The sequence below is a fragment of the Brevundimonas sp. genome, assembly GCF_024711105.1.
In the GTDB taxonomy this organism is placed as follows: domain Bacteria; phylum Pseudomonadota; class Alphaproteobacteria; order Caulobacterales; family Caulobacteraceae; genus Brevundimonas.
Genome location: NZ_JANJTL010000007.1, coordinates 23,325 through 39,134 on the forward strand (window position 1 = coordinate 23,325; position 15,810 = coordinate 39,134).

Below are 15,810 nucleotides of genomic sequence, written 5' to 3' on the forward strand. Positions count from 1 at the left end.
GCGGCTCCGGGCTTGCCTTTGCTGGCGTGCGAGGGTTCCATAGCCGGTTCGGGGACCGGATTGGGAGAGCGCCATGACGATCGAAGACCTCGAACCGCGCCGCGGCCAGGATCAGACCCTTCGGGACCTGCTGCGCGAGGACCTCGACAACTATTCGGTCGAGGACCTGGAAGCCCGCGCCGAGGCCCTTCGAGGCGAGATCGTCCGCACTGAAGCGGCCGTCCACGCCAAGCGCCAGAAGAAGTCCGCGGCCGACGCCTTTTTCCGTCTCGGCGACGGGGCTTGACGGAAACGTCCCAAGAGCGTGGCATGGGCGTTGCAGTCGCTTGGTTGCGCCTGCTTATCCGGCGCGCGTGACAGACGGAGCCCCCATGTCCCAGTTCGCAGCGTCCGGCGCTCCGATTTCGATCACCGGCGTATCCGAGGCCCGCGCGGGCCAGGTGCGCGACTTCGCGCGGTCCGAGCTGTTCGCCCGCACCTTCTCCGAAGGCATGGAGCTGGTTGAAGAAACGGCGGCCTACCTGGACGGCGAGGGCCGGCGGGAGGCCAAGCTGCTGTCGCGCGCCGCCGCGCTCGCCTACGCCTCCGAAAGCATGGGCCTGACCACGCGCCTGATGCAGATCGCGTCGTGGCTGCTGGTCCAGCGTGCGGTGCGCGAGGGCGACATGGAGCCGGTCGCGGCCTGCGATCCCCGCTATCGCCTGTCGCTGAGGCCGCCTTCGGGCGAGCCGACCCACCCGGACCTGCCGATGTACCTCATCGAGCTGATGGTCCGGACCGAGAAGCTGATGGAGCGGGTCATCTATCTGGACCGCCGCATGTTCCTGGAGGCTCCGAAAGAGGAGCCGACCAATCCGGTGCAGAACCAGCTCGACCGGCTGAAGGCCGCCTTCGGCGCCTGAGGCGCCGTGGACTGGACCGACCAGATCGTCGCCGAGATCGAGACGCGCCGGACGCGCGAGCGGGATCGCGCCTTCGTCGTCGGGATCGCGGGCGGCGTGGCCTCTGGCAAGAGCCGGATTGCTGGCGAGCTGGCCGGCGGGCTGCGCGCCCGGGGCCTGGCGGTCGAGGTTGTGGGGACCGACGGCTTCCTGCTGCCCAACGCCGAATTGGCCGAGCGGGGTCTGATGGACCGCAAGGGTTTCCCGGACACCTACGACTGGCTGGCCCTTTCCGCTCTCATGCGAACCTTGCGGGCGGGTGACCCGCGCCTGAGCGTCCCGACCTATTCCCACGAGACCTATGACGTGGATGGAACCCGGACGTTCGACCGGCCTGACGTGCTGATCCTCGAAGGGCTTGTCGCGCTGGACGCCCGCGTGGAGCCGCTGGACCTCGGTCTCTACGTCGAGGCCGGCGAGGAGCAGCTGATGGCCTGGTACACCGAGCGCTTCCTGGGCCTGGGCCGACAGCACGCCCCGCGCCTGGCCGACCGCCTGCGCGCGGTCGGCGGCGACCCGAACGCGCTGGCGGCCGACATCTGGGCGCGGATCAATGGTCCCAACCTGCGCGATCACGTCGCGCCCACCCGGGCTCGCGCCGATTTCGTCCTGGCGAAGGGATCAGATCACGCGATCCGCGTGATCACCCCGGCCTGAGCGTCTTCGCGATCCGCTCGGCCAGGCGGTCGGCCACCTCGGCCTTGGACATCTTGGGCAGGGCTTCGAGACCGCCGGCGTCCAGGATGGAGACGGTGTTGTGATCCCCGCCCATCACGCCCGTGCCGCCGACGTCGTTGGCGACGATCCAGTCGCAACCCTTGCGGGCCAGCTTGTCGCGGGCGTTGGCTTCCAGGCCGGTGGTCTCGGCGGCGAAGCCGATCAGCAGGCGCGGGCGCTGCGACGACCGGGCGAGCGCCGCCAGGATATCAGGCGTGGCCTGGAGCGGGATCGAGGTTCGCTCCGCCTTGTCCTTGAGCTTCTCGGGCGAGGGCTCGGCGGGACGCCAGTCGGCGACGGCGGCGGTCATCACGGCCACGTCCACCGGAAGGGCGGCCTGGCAGGCGGTGAGCATCTCCTCGGCGGTCTCGACGCGGACCAGACGCACGCCTTGCGGCGGCGCGATCGAGGTCGGGCCGCTGACCAGGGTCACCTCCGCGCCCCGCCGGGCCAGGCTTTCGGCGATGGCGTAGCCCTGCTTGCCGCTGGAGCGGTTGGACAGGAAGCGCACGGGATCCAGAGGCTCGACCGTCGGCCCGGCCGTGACCAGAGCCCTGACGCCCGCGAGCGCTCCGTTCGAACCCTTGCCGTTCAAGCGGGCGCGGATGGCGTCCAGGATCACCGGCGGCTCGGCCAAACGGCCCGGGCCGTATTCGCCGCAGGCCATCTCGCCCTCGTCCGGCCCGACGAAGGCCACGCCGTCGGCGGCCAGCTGGTCTCGGTTGCGGCGGGTGGCCGCGTGGTCCCACATCCGCACGTTCATGGCCGGCGCCATCAGCACCGGCGTGTCGGTGGCCAGCAGGGTGGTCGAGGCCAGGTCGTCTGCGAGCCCCGAGGCGGCCTTGGCCATCAGGTCGGCGGTGGCCGGGGCCACCACGATCAGGTCGGCCCAGCGCGACAGGGCGATGTGGCCCATCTCGGTCTCGGCCGTCAGCGAGAAGAGATCGTCGTGGACCGGGTTTTCGGTCAGCGCGGCCAGCGAGAGCGGCGTCACGAACTGGGCCCCGCCCCGGGTGAGGATGGCGCGGACCTCCACGCCGTCCTTGCGAAGCAGGCGCACCAGCTCCAGCGACTTGTAGGCCGCCACGCCCCCGCCGACGATGAGGAGGACGCGCGCCATCGGCTCAGACCAGGCCGGCGAGCGCCGAACGCGCCGCGTCGGCCAGGTCCGGCCGCTTGAGCGCAAGGGCGACGTTGGCCTTGAGCAGGCCGATCTTGTCGCCGCAGTCGTGGGTCACGCCCTCGTACTCATAGGCCGTGAAGCGCTGGGTCTGCATCAGCCGCGCCATAGCGTCGGTCAGCTGGATCTCCCCGCCCGCGCCCTTCTCCTGGTCGGACAGCAGGCCGAAAATCTCGGGCTGGAGGATGTACCGCCCGGCGATCGACATGTTGGACGGCGCCGTGCCCTGCGGCGGCTTTTCGACCATGCCCTTCATGGCGATCAGGCGGCCCTCGCGGCGCTCAGGGTCGACCACGCCGTACTTGTGGGTCTGGTCCTCCGGCACGGCTTCCACGCCGATGACATTGCCGCCGACCAGGTCATAGGTTCGCATCATCTGGCTGAGGGCGCCGGGTTGAGCGTCCACGATCACGTCGGGCAGCAGGACGGCGAAGGGCTCGTTTCCGACGATGTCACGCGCGCACCAGACGGCGTGGCCGAGGCCCAGCGGCTGCATCTGGCGGGTGAAGCTCATCTCGCCGGCCTTGGGCAGGTCGCGCTTCACGGCCTCGAGGATGTCCAGCTTGCCCTTGGCCTGGAGCTGGGCCTCCAGCTCGACCTGGTGGTCGAAATAGTCCTCGATCGCGCCCTTCGAGCGCCCGGTGACGAAGACGATGTGCTCGATGCCGGCCTCGCGGGCCTCTTCCACGATGTAGGACAGGATCGGCCGGTCGACGACGTTCAGCAGTTCCTTGGGCGTGGTCTTGGTGCCGGGCAGGACCCGGGTGCCCAGGCCCGCGACGGGCAGAACGGCTTTGCGGACGGCGGTCATGCGGATACTCATCCCTTCAGGTGACGCGCGGGCGTGATAGGACCTCCGCGCGGCCTTGGGAACCACCAAGCCGGCAAAGGGTTCGCCTTGTGAAGCTTGGGAGACGCGCCATGCGCCAGAGCCTGATCGTCCTCACCCTGCTGGCCGGCGCGCTTGCGCTGGCGGCCTGCCAGCCGGGGGCGACGGAGAGCGAAGGGGAGGTCGGCGACGCCTCGGCCGAAGCTCTGCCAGCGCCGGACACCATTCCCGAGGAGGAGCCGACGCCGGAGGAGGCCGTCACCGGCGACGATGCGATCATGGAAGACCCGCCCATGCCGGCGGATCCCGACAACCCCATGGGTTCGACGCCGCCGACCCTGCCGGAAGACCCTGCCTCGCGGCCCTGATCGGCGCCGGGCGCAACCTCTCGAACGGCTCGCCGGTTGGTCAGCCGAGACAGAGGAGGTCCCGCATGAAACGACTCTTGACCGCATCGGCCGCCGCGGCGGCCCTTATTGGGCTGGGCGCCTGCGACGGCGGGGAGGCCGACCGGAAGACCACCGCTGACAGCGCTGGTGAATCGGCCACGGCCGCCGAGCCGGGAACGCCTGCGGCCATGGAACGCCAGGCGGCCATTGCGGACGCTCCAGATGACCCGCAGGGCGCCCCCGGACTCGAAATCAACGAGTACGTCGAGGACGGCGAGGCCGCCGCGACAACCGGCGCGGACGCCTCGTACCGGGGCGACGACGATCCGGCCTCCTGAACAAGCTTGGCGGAACCACTCTCCCTGATCGCGGTTCTGTGATCGGGAGAGAGGAGACCCCGACATGAAGAAACTTCTGATCGCGGCGGCCGCCACGGCGGGCCTTCTGGCGCTGGGCGCCTGCAACAACGACGCCGCCGACGAGGACATGGCCGCGGATGACGCGGCCGCCGAAGCGGGCATGGACGCCTCGGCCGAGGGCGGAGCCGCGGGCGGTTCTGGCTCTGGCGGCGGCTCGGGCGGTGATGCTGCTGCGGCCGGTGACGCCGGCTCGGACGCCTCGGCGTCCGGCGGCATGGCGGGCGGGTCGGCGAGCGGCGGGGGCTCGGCGGGCTCCGGCGGTTCGACGGCGGGCCAGCAGTACGATCCCCTGGCCGAGGGCCAGGGTGGAACGAACCTTGAGGGCGACATCCAGCGGCCGACCGAGCCGGAGCATCCGGCCCGCTCGTAGGGTGTGAAGGCGCCTACTCGACGGTGACCGACTTGGCGAGGTTGCGCGGCTGATCCACGTCCGTCCCCTTGTGGACGGCGGTGTGGTAGGCCAGCAGCTGGATCGGGACGGCGTGGACGAGGGGCGCGATCAGCGGATCGCAGGCCGGCGCGCGGATGATCCAGCGCGCCGCGCCCTGCGGCGTCTTTTCCGGCGCATCGGTGATCAGGAGCACACGGCCGCCGCGGGCGGCGACCTCCTGCACGTTGGACGCCGTTTTCTCGAACAGCTCGTCGTCGGGGGCCAGGACCACGATCGGCGTCAGTTCGTCGACCAGGGCGATGGGCCCGTGCTTCAGCTCGCCGGCGGCGTAGCCCTCGGCGTGGATATAGCTGATTTCCTTGAGTTTCAGCGCGCCTTCCAGGGCCAGCGGGCACATGGCGCCGCGCGCCAGGTAGAGGACGTCGCGCGCCTTCGACAACTCATAGGCGACCGCCTTGATGGCCTCGTCCTCGGCCATGGCCTCGGCGATCAGGCGCGGGGCCTCCATCAGGTGGCCGACCAGTTCGGCCTCCTGTTCAGCCGACACCACGCCGCGCTGCACGCCGGCGGCCACCGCCAGCGCCAGCAGCGCCGACACCTGGGCGGTGAAGGCCTTGGTCGAGGCCACGCCGATCTCCGGCCCCGCGTGGGTCGGGAACATGACGTCGGATTCCCGCGCCATGGACGAAGTGTGGACGTTGACCAGGGCGGCGGTGTTGAGCCCCTGCTCCTTGCACCAGCGCAGGGCCGCGAGGGTGTCGGCCGTCTCGCCCGACTGGGACACGGCCATGGCCAGCGTTCCCGGCGCGACCGCCGGATGGCGGTAGCGGAACTCCGAGGCGATCTCGATGTCGACCGGCAGGCGCGCGACCCGCTCGAAGGCGTATTTGGCGACCATGCCGGCGTAGAAGGCCGTGCCGCAGGCGATGATCTGGATGCGGTTCAGCGCCCGGAAGTCGATGCCCTCGGGCGCGCGGACGCGGCGATTTACCGGATCTATGTAGGCCGAGAGCGTCCGCTGGGTGCTCTCGGACTGCTCATGGATCTCCTTTTCCATGAAGTGCCGGTAGTTGCCCTTCTCCACCAGGGCGGCCGAGGCCGGGACAACAGTGACGGGGCGGCGGACCGCGCCGCCGTCAGCGTCGAAGATGCGGGCCTGGTCGTGGGTGATGGCGACATAGTCGCCCTCCTCCAGATAGCTGACGCGGTCGGTGAAAGGCCCAACGGCTAGGGCGTCGGAGCCCAGGAACATCTCGCCGTCGCCGTGACCCACGACAAGCGGGCTGCCGCGCCGGGCGCCGAGGATCAGGTCCGCCTCGCCCTCGATGAGCACGCCGAGCGCATAGGCGCCGTGCAGCTGGTCCAGCACGGTCTTAAAGGCCTTCAGGGGCTCGTCACCCGCCTCGAGCCGTTCGTCCATCAGGTGGGCGATGACCTCGGTGTCGGTGTCCGAGGTGAAGCTGCGCCCACGCGCGATCAGGCCGGCCTTCAGCTCGGCGAAGTTCTCGATGATCCCGTTGTGGACCACCGCCACGCGGCCTGCGCGGTGCGGGTGGGCGTTGGGCTCATTGGGAACGCCGTGGGTGGCCCAGCGCGTGTGGCCGATGCCGACCGACCCATGCAGCGGGTTTTCGGCCAGGGTCTCTTCCAGGGCGCGGATCTTGCCGACGGCGCGGCGGCGGTCGAGCGTTTCTCCGTCCAGAGTGGCGACGCCCGCGGAATCGTAGCCCCGGTACTCAAGCCGCTTCAGGCTCTCGATCAGGCGAGGAACGGCGGGCGAGCGGCCCACGACGCCGATGATGCCGCACATGGGCGCGCCTCCGGACAGACTAGGTGCGATTAGGGACGACGGGCTTTATCATTGGATGAACCTGGGCCGTGTAAAACTCGGTTGCTCGAAGTTTCTCGACACGGACGGACAGCGGAGGTTCAAGGCCGACATGACCAAACGCTCCTATTTCGGCACCGACGGCATACGCGGCCGCGCCAACCAGCACCCGATGACGGCCGAGGTGGCGCTGCGCGTCGGCCTGGCCGCCGGCAAGATGTTCATGTCGTCCGACGACCGCCGACATCTGGTGGTGATCGGTAAGGACACCCGCCTGTCCGGCTACATGATCGAGCCGGCGCTGGTGGCGGGCTTCGCCTCGGTCGGCATGGACGTGGTCCTGTTCGGGCCCTTGCCGACGCCCGGCGTGGCCATGATGACCCGCTCCATGCGCGCCGACCTGGGCGTGATGATCTCGGCCTCGCACAACTCCTTCCAGGACAACGGCATCAAGCTGTTCGGACCGGACGGCTACAAGCTGTCGGACGAGAAGGAAGCGGCCATCGAGGCCCTCATGGACCAAGGCCTGCAGGAAGGCCTGGCCGGCCCCGAAGGGCTCGGCCGGGTCAAGCGGATCGACGACGCCCAGGCCCGCTACGTCGAGATCGTCAAGGCCACCTTCCCGCGCAGCAAGAACCTGTCGGGCCTGCGCATCGTGGTCGATTGCGCCAACGGCGCCGCCTACAAGGTCGCGCCCGTGGCCCTGTATGAGCTGGGCGCCGAGGTCTTCCCCGTCGGCGTGTCGCCCGACGGGACCAACATCAACCAGAAGTGCGGTTCGACCCATCCCGAGGCGATGATCGAGGCGGTGAAGACCTACCGCGCCGACATCGGCATCGCGCTCGACGGCGACGCGGACCGGCTGATCGTCTGCGACGAGAAGGGCCAGGTCGTGGACGGGGACCAGATCATGGCCCTGATCGCGGCCGACTGGGCCGAGCACGGCCGGCTCAAGGGCGGCTCGGTGGTCGCCACTGTCATGTCCAACCTCGGGCTCGAACGCTTCCTGCAGGGCAAGGGCGTGGGCCTGGAGCGGACCAAGGTCGGCGACCGCTACGTCATGGAGAAGATGCGCTCGGGCGGCTTCAACCTCGGCGGCGAACAGTCGGGCCACCTGATCCTGTCCGATCACGCCACCACCGGCGACGGGCTGGTGGCGGCGCTGCAGGTGCTGGCCGTCATGGTCCAGAGCGGCAAGCCGATGAGCCAGCTGGCCCGCCAGTTCGAGCCGGTGCCGCAGCTGCTGGAGAACGTGCGCCACAAGGGCGGCACGCCGCTGGAGCACGCCGCGGTCAAGGCCGCCATCGCCGACGCCGAGGCCCGCCTGAACGGCTCGGGCCGCATCGTGGTGCGGGCCTCGGGCACCGAGCCCCTGATCCGCGTGATGGCCGAAGGCGACGACGCCAGGCTGGTCCGTCAGGTCGTCAAGGACATCGCCGGCGCGGTGCAGTCGGCGGCCTAGCATTGGACGGCGGCCGCGACGCGGCGTAGGTGAAGCATGGCCGCCGGGACGCCTTCCGCAGAATCGGGTTCGCCGCTGGGGCTGATCGCGGGCGTTCTGCTCTGCGTTGGGGTGGCTGTGCTGGCGCTCGGTCTGGGCCGTCTTGAGGCCCAGCTGACAGGCCGCGCCTGGATCGAACCGCTGGTCATCGCCCTGTTGATGGGGGCCGCCGCGCGGACGCTGTGGGGCCTGCCCCGGATCGTGCGTCCCGGCGTCGAATTCAGCGCCCGCACGGTCCTGGAGGTCGCCATCGTGCTTCTGGGGGCGTCGCTGAGCAGCGCGGCGCTGGCTGCGGTCGGGCCGGGGCTGATCCTGGGGGTGTTCGCCGTGGTGCTGGCCGCGCTCATCGCCGGTTATGCCATCGGCCGGGCGCTGGGCCTTTCCCGGTCGGTCTCGATCCTGGTCGCCAGCGGCAACGCCATCTGCGGCAACTCGGCCATCGCCGCGGTCGCGCCTGTGATCGGCGCCAAGCCCGAGGAGGTGTCGGTCTCGATCGGCTTCACGGCCGCGCTCAGCCTGGCGCTGGTCCTGCTGCTGCCGTTGATCGCCGCGCTTCTGGGCTTGAGCCAGGCGGCGGGCGGGGCCCTGGCCGGGCTGACGGTCTATGCGGTGCCCCAAGTGCTGGCCGCCGCCGCGCCGATGGGGGCCGCGGCGCTCGATCTCGGAACCCTGGTCAAGCTGGTGCGGGTGCTCGCGCTGGGCCCGCTGTGCGTGGCGCTGGCGCTGATGGCCGGCGCCGGACGGCGAAACGAGCCGGGCGCGCGCCTGCGGCTCGACCGCTTGGTCCCCTGGTTCATCCTCGGCTTCCTCGCCATGGCGGGGCTGAGGTCAGCGGGGCTGATCCCGGCCGCATGGCTGGGACCGCTGGACGAGGCGGCCGGGCTGCTCACCCTGGTGGCCATGGCCGCCCTGGGGCTCAGCACCGATCTCAGAGTGGTGGCGCGGTCCGGCCCGAGCGTGGCGGCCGCGGTGGCGCTTTCGCTGGCGGCGCTGCTGCTGCTCGGCCTCGGCCTGATCTGGCTGCTGAGGCTCTAAGCCTCAGATCTCCTGGTTGAAGGCGCCGATCTCGGGATGGCGGGCGAGGCGCGGCTTGATCTCCTCGCGGAACAGGGCGCGCATGTCGTCCTCGCTCCGGAGGCTCTCCACCACCACCACCAGTTCGGGCTTGTTCGAAGAGGCGCGGACCAGAACCCAGGAGCCGTCCTCCAAGTGCACCCGCGCGCCGTTCACGGTGATGACCTCGACGATCCTGCGGCCCAGGATCGAGCCGCCCTCGGCCCCCAGCCTTTCGTACTCGGCGACGATGCGTTCGAGCACCTCGTACTTCTGCTCGTCCGGGCAGTGGGGGCTCATGGTCAGGGAAGTGTGGGCGACCGGCAGGGCCTTCCTCAGTTCGCTGAGCTTCTTGCCCGGGTTGCGGTCCAGCATCTGGAGGATGGCGGCGGCCGCCACGATGCCGTCGTCGTAGCCCCGCCCGATCGGGGCGTTGAAGAAGAAGTGGCCGCTCTTCTCGAAGCCGGCGAGCGCGCCGAGCTCGGCGGTCTTGCGCTTGATGTAGGAGTGGCCTGTCTTCCAGTAGACGGTCTCGGCGCCGTTGGCCTTCAGGACCTCGTCGGTCTTGTAGAGGCCGGTCGACTTCACATCGACGACGAAGGTGGCGTTCGGGTGCAGGGCCGAGAGGTCGCGGGCCAGCATCAGGCCGATCTTGTCGGCGAAGATCTCCTCGCCGGTGTCATCGACCACGCCGCAGCGGTCGCCGTCGCCGTCGAAGCCCAGGCAGACGTCCGCTCCTTGCGCCTTCACCGCCTTGGACATCTCGACCAGCATCTCGTGGTCTTCCGGGTTCGGATTGTATTTCGGGAAGGTCCAGTCGAGCTCGCAGTCCATCTCGACCACCTCGGCGCCCATGGCCCGCAGGGCGTCGGGGGCGAAGGCGCCGGCGGTGCCGTTGCCGCAGGCGGCGATGACCTTGATCGGCCGGCTCAGCTTCACCTTGCCGGCGACCTCCTGGATGTAATGGTCGCGGAAGTTCTCGATGCGGACCAGCTTGCCGCCGTCGCGTTCGACGCCCTGGCCGCCCAGCACGATCTCCTTGAGCCGGCCGATTTCGTCCGGGCCGAAGGTCAGCGGCGCCTTGGCCCCCATCTTCACGCCGGTCCAGCCGTTCTCGTTGTGGCTGGCGGTGACCATGGCCACGCACGGGGCGTCGAGCGCGAACTGGGCGAAATAGGCCATCGGCGACAAGGCCAGGCCGATGTCCAGCACCTCGCAGCCGGCCTGAATGAGGCCGAGCGTCAGGGCCTGTTTCACGCTGAGGGAATAGGACCGGAAGTCGTGGCCGACGACGACGCGCGGGCGCTGGCCGATCTCGTGGATGTAGGTCCCCAGGCCCAGGCCGAGCGCCTGGATGCCGAGCAGGTTGATCTCCTTCTCCAGCACCCAGCGGGCGTCGTATTCCCGGAACCCCGTGGCCTTAACCAGCGGAATGTTCTCGTAATCGGGGGTGTTGGGCTTGAGGTCGGCGCGCGGTGTCTGGCTCATGGCGCGATCCCTAGCCGCAACGCGGTCCGGTTCCAACCTCGGTTTCGCGACAGGCGAAACAGGCTTGGCCGGCGCCGGGCAAGGCCGCTAAGCCTAGGCGCATGAGCCAGACGCCCGCCGAGCAAGCCTTCACCGGGGCCAAGCCCGTCGACGAGCGGCTGAGGTTCGACGAGGCGGCGTTGGCGCGCTGGATGGCGGCGAACGTCGAGGGGTTCGAGGGACCCATCGAGGTCAGCCAGTTCAAGGGCGGCCAGTCGAACCCGACCTATCTCGTGAGGTCGGCCAACAGGGACTACGTCCTGCGGCGCAAGCCGCCGGGCGTGCTGCTGCCCTCGGCGCACGCGGTGGACCGGGAGTTTCGGGTCATCTCGGCCTTGCATTCGGTCGGCTATCCGGTCGCGCGGCCCTGGGCCCTGTGCGAGGACCCGGAGGTGATAGGCACGGCCTTTTACCTGATGGACCGGGTCGAGGGGCGCATCCTGTGGAACCTGGCCCTGCCGGACCAGACGCCGGACGAACGCCGCGCCATCTACGAGGCCCAGATCGACGCCCTGGCCGACCTGCACCGGATCGACCCGGAGGCCGTCGGGCTCGGCGACTATGGCAAGCCGGGCAACTATTTCGCGCGCCAGGTCGGGCGCTGGTCCAAGCAGTACCGGGCGTCCGAGACCCACACGGTTAAGGCCATGGACCGGCTGATCGACTGGCTGCCGCAGGGCCTGCCCGAGGATGCGCCGGCGCGGATCGTCCACGGTGACTTCCGGCTCGACAACATGATCCTGGCGCCCGACCGGGCCGAGGTCCGGGCTGTGCTGGACTGGGAGCTGTCGACGCTGGGCGATCCCTTGGCCGACGTCAGCTATTTCCTGATCGCCTGGGTGATCCCGGCGAGCGAGCGCAACGGACTGGCGGGGCTGGATCTGGAGACGCTGGGCATTCCGTCGATGCGGGATGCGATCGCCCGCTACTGCGCGCGAACCGATCGAGAGGGCCTGCCGCAGCTGGACTGGCTGCTCAGCTACAACCTGTTCCGCCTGGCGGCGATCTGCCAGGGCATCGGCGGCCGTGTCCGCGACGGCACGGCGGCCAGCCCTCACGCCGCCGCCATGGCCGCCCGGGTCGACCCGCTGGCGGAAGCGGCGTGGCGCTTCGCGGAGCGGGCGGGGGCCTAGCTGCAGTCCCGAAATCGACTGCAACTGCAGCAGTGCACGGCTCCTGTATCTGGCGATGTCAAAGACCGACCGACAGTCTAGGCGCGGACGAACCTACGGGTGTTTGCGTCGCGGAAATCGAGCCCTATATCTCTAGGATCAGTGACTTGCCCGCGCGAAATGCGGGAGCCTAGTCCAACCGCCACACCCGCTGGATCTCGATCCGCGGCTCAAGCATCTGGCCGCGCATGACTCCTTCGCCCTCCGTCGCGGAGCGGGGCGCGGCCAGGATGGCGCGGACGACCTCCATGCCCTGGATCACGCGGCCGAAGGCGGCGTAGCCGGCGTCGTCGTCCTGTCCGCCCGGGCGGCCGTCGAGATAGGTGTTGTCGCCGACCATGATGGTGAAGTCGCCAGTGGCGGTGCCGGGGTCCCAGCGGGCCATGGAGATGACGCCGTCGGTGTGGCTGAGGCCCGTCTGGGTGGTCGGTTCATGGGCGATGGGCGGCAGCACGCGCTCGGGGTCGTTGTTGGTCCCGCCCTGGATGAGGCCAAGGTCGGGCCGGCCGGCCATGGCGCGGTAGAAGGTCGTGCCCTCGAAGCGGCCTTCGTCCACATAGCGCAGGAAGTTGGTCGCGGTGATCGGCGCGCGGACGGTGTCGACCTCGACCGTGAAGGTGCCGGCCGAGGTCTGGAAGGCCACGCGCGGCAGGGCCTCCTGAGCGGTGGCAGGCGCGGCCACGAGCGCCATCGCCGTGACGATCAGGGCGAAGAGCGAGCGGCGGTTCATGGCGAAACTCCGGTCAGCGCCGCTCGAAGCGGCGGGCGCTCCAGTACTGGAAGCCCTGGTCCTCGACGCAGCGCCAGCCGCGCTTGGTCAGCTCCATCCCGACCATGCCGTTGAAGAAGCCGTGGGCGAAGACGAGCACGTTGCGGCCCGAGGCGGCATGCTGCTCCAGCATGTCGGCGGCGCGGCGGGCACGGGCCTTGGCCTGGTCGCGGGTCTCCTCGCCCTGGTGGTGGTTGAAGGCCCACCACCAGAAGCGGGCGATGACGCCCCAGGTGCGCGGCGAGAACCGCATCCAGGCCGGAAAGCGGGGCGGCGGCAGGGGGGCCTCAACGAAGATCTCGTCGACCTGCAGCGGCTGGTCGCCGGCGGCGGCCTTGGCGGTTTCGATGGCGCGGGGGCGCGGAGAGTGCAGGATCAGGGCGTCGCGGGCGGCCTCCTGCAGGCAGGTCGGCGCGGTCTGGCCTTCGAGCAGGCCGCCGACCTCGTACCTGGCCCACCAGGCGCGGTATTCGTCGGACGTCAGGCGGCAGCGGCGCGACAGGGCGGGCTCGCCGTGGCGGGTCAGAATCACGGCGCCGGGTCGCGACGGCGGCGTCGCGGCGAGAGTCTCGCAATTCTCAGCCTGCACCGTGTCCAGCATCCCTGAAGGCGGCGGTCCTTCCCCGTGGACCGGCGCGCCTCATACCTCCCCTAGCGCCTGCATATGGGCGACGGAAGAAAGCCCGAGCCCTTCAAGGTCGTAACCGCCCTCCAGAGTCGAAACAAGCCGCCCCTTGGCGTGACGCCGCGCCACGGTGAGAACCGCGCGCGTCGCCCAGGCGAAGTCCTCGGCCTCCAGCGACTGATGCGCCAGCGGATCGCGGCGGTGGGCGTCGAAGCCGGCGGAGATCAGCACCAGGTCGGGGCGGAAGGCGTCCAGCGGCCCGAGCAGCGCCTGCTCGAACAGCGCCCGCCAGGTCGCGGGGCTGGCGTGGGGCGCGACTGGCGCATTGGCGATGTTGCCGACGCCGCGCTCGTCGGCCGAGCCGGTGCCGGGATAGAGCGGCGACTGGTGGATGGAGCCGAGGAACAGGCTGTCGTCCGTCTCGAAGGCGGCCTGGGTGCCGTTGCCGTGGTGCACGTCGAAGTCGATCACGGCCACGCGCGCCAATCCCTCGGCTTGGGCCACGCGGGCTGCGACCGCGACGTTGGAGAACAGGCAGAAGCCCATGGCCTGGCCGGGCTCGGCGTGGTGGCCGGGCGGGCGCACGGCGGCGAAGGCGCGGGTCCGTTCGCCCCGGGCCACGTCGCGGACGGCCTGGATGACGGCGCCGGCGGCCAGGCGGGCGGCGCGCACGCTGCCCGGCGACAGCGCCGTGTCGGGGTCCAGATAGGCCAGTCCCGAGGCCGGGGAGGCTTCGAGGATGCGCGCCACGTAGGCCGAGGGGTGGATGCGCTCCAGGTCCGCGACCTCGGCCTCTTCGGCGGGGATCGTCTCGCGGTCGAGCCCGGCGTCGGCGAGCGCATCGAGCACGGCCTTCAGCCGCGCGGGGCTTTCCGGGTGGCCCGCGCCGGGAGAGTGGCCCAGCATGTCGGGGTGGGTGTAGAGGGCGACCATGGCCCTTCCCTACTCCGCCTCCATCCGCCCCGCCACGCCCGATGACGCCGCGGCCCTGGCCGAGCTTGGCCGGCGCACCTTTCTCGAGACCTTCGTCGAGGAATTCGCCATTCCCTATCCGCAGGCCGACCTGGACCGGTTCATCGCCGAGGTGTTCGACATCTCGGTCATCCAGGTGCGGCTGGAGCATCCGGACCACGTCTGGGATGTCGCCGAGATCGATGGGGTGATCGGGGCCTTCTCCGAGACCGGACCGGCGTCCATGCCGCATCCGGACCTGAAGCCCGAGCATGGCGAGCTGCGCCGCCTCTATGTCGCGCGCGAGCATCAAGGGAAGGGGCTGGGCAAGGCGCTGCTAGAGCGGGCCTTGGCGCGCATGGACGAGAAGCCGGGCCCGCAGTGGCTGAGCGTGTGGAGCGGCAACCTCAAGGCCCAGGCGCTCTATCGCGCCTACGGCTTCGAAAAAGCCGGGGAGTACGGCTTTCCGGTCGGCGACTGGCGCGACCACGAGTTCATCTTCAGGAGGGGCTGATGAAGGACCATCCGTGCACGCAGTTGCCGGCATTGCCCGAGTTCGACGACTCCGAACGCGTGGCGCGGGCGACGGCGTTTCGCGAGCACCTCGGCCGCAGGCGGACCGTGCGGGAGTATTCGGACCGGCCCGTCCCGCGCGCGGTGATCGAGCAGGCCCTGCTGGCGGCCGGCAGCGCGCCCTCGGGCGCCAATCACCAGCCCTGGTTCTTCGCGGTCATCGAAAGCGCCGAGGCGCGCCGGCGGGTGCGCGCGGCGGCCGAGGCCGAGGAGAAGGCCTTCTACGAGGAAAAGGCGCCGCAGGAGTGGCTGGACGCGCTCGCGCCGCTGGGCACCGATCCCGACAAGGGCTTCCTCGAGGTGGCCCCCGTGCTGATCGCCATCTTCGCCCAGAAGCGCGGCGGACCCCGGCCCGGTGACCAGAAGAAAAACTACTACGTCACCGAAAGCGTCGGCATCGCCACCGGCCTGTTGATCGCGGCGCTGCACGACGCCGGCCTGGCGACCCTGACCCACACGCCGGCGCCGATGAGCTTCCTCAACGAGATCTGCGGCCGGCCGGACAGCGAAAAGCCGTTCCTCCTGCTGGTCGCCGGACACCCCGCGCCGGACGCCACCGTGCCGCTGGCGGCGCTGGACAAGAAGCCGCTGGAGGCCATCTCCGCCTGGATCTGACCGGAACCGGCGCCGTGCGCCGCCGGTTCGGCCCGCATGGGCGAGGTTCGCATCGGCACGTCGGGCTGGGCCTACAAGGACTGGAACGGGCCGTTCTATCCGGAGGAGATCAAGGCGAAGGACCGCTTGGCCTATATCTCCGGGCGGTTTCCGACGCTGGAGATCAACGCCAGCTTCTACCGAATGCCGACCCAGGCCGCGGTCGCGGGCTGGCGCGAGCAGACGCCGGACGACTTCGTCTTCGCCTGGAAGGCCTCGCGTTTCATCACCCACATGAAGCGCCTGAAGGAGCCCGAGGAGCCGCTGGTCTACATGTTCTCGCGCGCCGAC

Annotated in this window: 19 protein-coding genes; 12 read left to right on the forward strand and 7 right to left on the reverse strand. The window is 70.2% G+C overall.

What is annotated here, in order from left to right; all coding sequences use genetic code 11:
- Window positions 1–73 precede the first annotated feature (73 nt).
- The 3 genes from Q0M60_RS00455 (at window position 74) to Q0M60_RS00465 (ending at window position 1,598) form a co-directional block, all read left to right on the forward strand.
- The gene (locus Q0M60_RS00455) at window positions 74–286 is read left to right on the forward strand and encodes a DUF1192 domain-containing protein (RefSeq protein ID WP_296814514.1); all 213 of its coding nucleotides are present in this window, start codon (window positions 74–76) and stop codon (window positions 284–286) included.
- An 85-nt stretch (window positions 287–371) separates the two neighbouring features.
- Window positions 372–902 (forward strand): DUF1465 family protein, encoded by a 531-nt coding sequence (locus Q0M60_RS00460; protein WP_296814517.1) that lies wholly within the window; start codon window positions 372–374, stop codon window positions 900–902.
- A 6-nt stretch (window positions 903–908) separates the two neighbouring features.
- A complete protein-coding gene (locus Q0M60_RS00465) occupies window positions 909–1,598 on the forward strand; it encodes a hypothetical protein (protein ID WP_296814520.1) in 690 nt (229 codons plus the stop codon).
- On the opposite strand, the gene coaBC is transcribed toward Q0M60_RS00465, so the two are convergent.
- Together coaBC and galU are read right to left on the reverse strand one after the other, a co-directional pair.
- A complete protein-coding gene (coaBC, locus tag Q0M60_RS00470; protein WP_296814522.1) occupies window positions 1,585–2,778 on the reverse strand; it encodes a bifunctional phosphopantothenoylcysteine decarboxylase/phosphopantothenate--cysteine ligase CoaBC in 1,194 nt (397 codons plus the stop codon). The two genes, Q0M60_RS00465 and coaBC, sit on opposite strands and share 14 nt — an antisense overlap.
- A 4-nt stretch (window positions 2,779–2,782) precedes the next feature.
- Window positions 2,783–3,661: a UTP--glucose-1-phosphate uridylyltransferase GalU gene (galU, locus tag Q0M60_RS00475; protein ID WP_296814524.1), complete on the reverse strand. Its 879-nt coding sequence runs from the start codon at window positions 3,659–3,661 to the stop codon at window positions 2,783–2,785.
- 98 nt (window positions 3,662–3,759) lie between these two features.
- On the opposite strand from galU, the gene Q0M60_RS00480 reads away from it, so the two are divergent.
- The 3 genes from Q0M60_RS00480 (at window position 3,760) to Q0M60_RS00490 (ending at window position 4,845) form a co-directional block, all read left to right on the forward strand.
- Entirely contained in the window at window positions 3,760–4,035 is a 276-nt protein-coding gene (locus Q0M60_RS00480) for a hypothetical protein (RefSeq protein WP_296814526.1), read from the forward strand.
- 65 nt (window positions 4,036–4,100) lie between these two features.
- Window positions 4,101–4,394: a hypothetical protein gene (locus Q0M60_RS00485; RefSeq protein ID WP_296814529.1), complete on the forward strand. Its 294-nt coding sequence runs from the start codon at window positions 4,101–4,103 to the stop codon at window positions 4,392–4,394.
- Between the two features lie 64 nt (window positions 4,395–4,458).
- The gene (locus tag Q0M60_RS00490) at window positions 4,459–4,845 is read left to right on the forward strand and encodes a hypothetical protein (protein WP_296814532.1); all 387 of its coding nucleotides are present in this window, start codon (window positions 4,459–4,461) and stop codon (window positions 4,843–4,845) included.
- 13 nt (window positions 4,846–4,858) lie between these two features.
- Here the strand turns inward: Q0M60_RS00490 and glmS are convergent, their stop codons facing one another.
- Entirely contained in the window at window positions 4,859–6,676 is a 1,818-nt protein-coding gene (gene glmS, locus Q0M60_RS00495; RefSeq protein ID WP_296814534.1) for a glutamine--fructose-6-phosphate transaminase (isomerizing), read from the reverse strand.
- A gap of 130 nt (window positions 6,677–6,806) precedes the next feature.
- On the opposite strand from glmS, the gene glmM reads away from it, so the two are divergent.
- Window positions 6,807–8,156 carry a phosphoglucosamine mutase gene (glmM, locus tag Q0M60_RS00500; protein ID WP_296814536.1) on the forward strand — a complete coding sequence of 450 codons (1,350 nt, stop codon included), beginning with the start codon at window positions 6,807–6,809 and terminating at the stop codon, window positions 8,154–8,156.
- 36 nt (window positions 8,157–8,192) lie between these two features.
- On the forward strand, window positions 8,193–9,230 hold the full coding sequence (locus Q0M60_RS00505) for a putative sulfate exporter family transporter (protein ID WP_296814538.1): 1,038 nt from the start codon (window positions 8,193–8,195) through the stop codon (window positions 9,228–9,230).
- A 3-nt stretch (window positions 9,231–9,233) separates the two neighbouring features.
- Here Q0M60_RS00505 and Q0M60_RS00510 read toward each other — a convergent pair whose 3' ends face one another.
- A complete protein-coding gene (locus Q0M60_RS00510; RefSeq protein WP_296814541.1) occupies window positions 9,234–10,736 on the reverse strand; it encodes a phosphomannomutase/phosphoglucomutase in 1,503 nt (500 codons plus the stop codon).
- Window positions 10,737–10,837: 101 nt separating this feature from the next.
- Between Q0M60_RS00510 and Q0M60_RS00515 the strand changes: the two genes are divergently transcribed.
- Window positions 10,838–11,908 (forward strand): phosphotransferase family protein, encoded by a 1,071-nt coding sequence (locus Q0M60_RS00515; protein ID WP_296814544.1) that lies wholly within the window; start codon window positions 10,838–10,840, stop codon window positions 11,906–11,908.
- Between the two features lie 169 nt (window positions 11,909–12,077).
- On the opposite strand, the gene Q0M60_RS00520 is transcribed toward Q0M60_RS00515, so the two are convergent.
- From Q0M60_RS00520 to Q0M60_RS00530, 3 genes are read right to left on the reverse strand one after another with little or no spacing between them, the layout of a single operon-like run.
- On the reverse strand, window positions 12,078–12,677 hold the full coding sequence (locus Q0M60_RS00520; protein ID WP_296814547.1) for a peptidylprolyl isomerase: 600 nt from the start codon (window positions 12,675–12,677) through the stop codon (window positions 12,078–12,080).
- A gap of 13 nt (window positions 12,678–12,690) precedes the next feature.
- Window positions 12,691–13,317: a histidine phosphatase family protein gene (locus Q0M60_RS00525; protein ID WP_296814550.1), complete on the reverse strand. Its 627-nt coding sequence runs from the start codon at window positions 13,315–13,317 to the stop codon at window positions 12,691–12,693.
- Between the two features lie 39 nt (window positions 13,318–13,356).
- Window positions 13,357–14,274 carry a histone deacetylase family protein gene (locus Q0M60_RS00530; RefSeq protein WP_296814551.1) on the reverse strand — a complete coding sequence of 306 codons (918 nt, stop codon included), beginning with the start codon at window positions 14,272–14,274 and terminating at the stop codon, window positions 13,357–13,359.
- On the opposite strand from Q0M60_RS00530, the gene Q0M60_RS00535 reads away from it, so the two are divergent.
- The 3 genes from Q0M60_RS00535 to Q0M60_RS00545 all read left to right on the forward strand — a co-directional run.
- Window positions 14,273–14,806 (forward strand): N-acetyltransferase, encoded by a 534-nt coding sequence (locus Q0M60_RS00535; RefSeq protein WP_296814555.1) that lies wholly within the window; start codon window positions 14,273–14,275, stop codon window positions 14,804–14,806. The genes Q0M60_RS00530 and Q0M60_RS00535 overlap by 2 nt on opposite strands.
- Entirely contained in the window at window positions 14,806–15,480 is a 675-nt protein-coding gene (locus Q0M60_RS00540) for a nitroreductase family protein (RefSeq protein WP_296814558.1), read from the forward strand. Before Q0M60_RS00535 ends, Q0M60_RS00540 begins: the two co-directional genes overlap by 1 nt.
- A 36-nt stretch (window positions 15,481–15,516) precedes the next feature.
- Window positions 15,517–15,810, forward strand: a 294-nt coding sequence (locus tag Q0M60_RS00545; protein ID WP_296814561.1) for a DUF72 domain-containing protein, incomplete at its 3' end; no start/stop codon positions are given.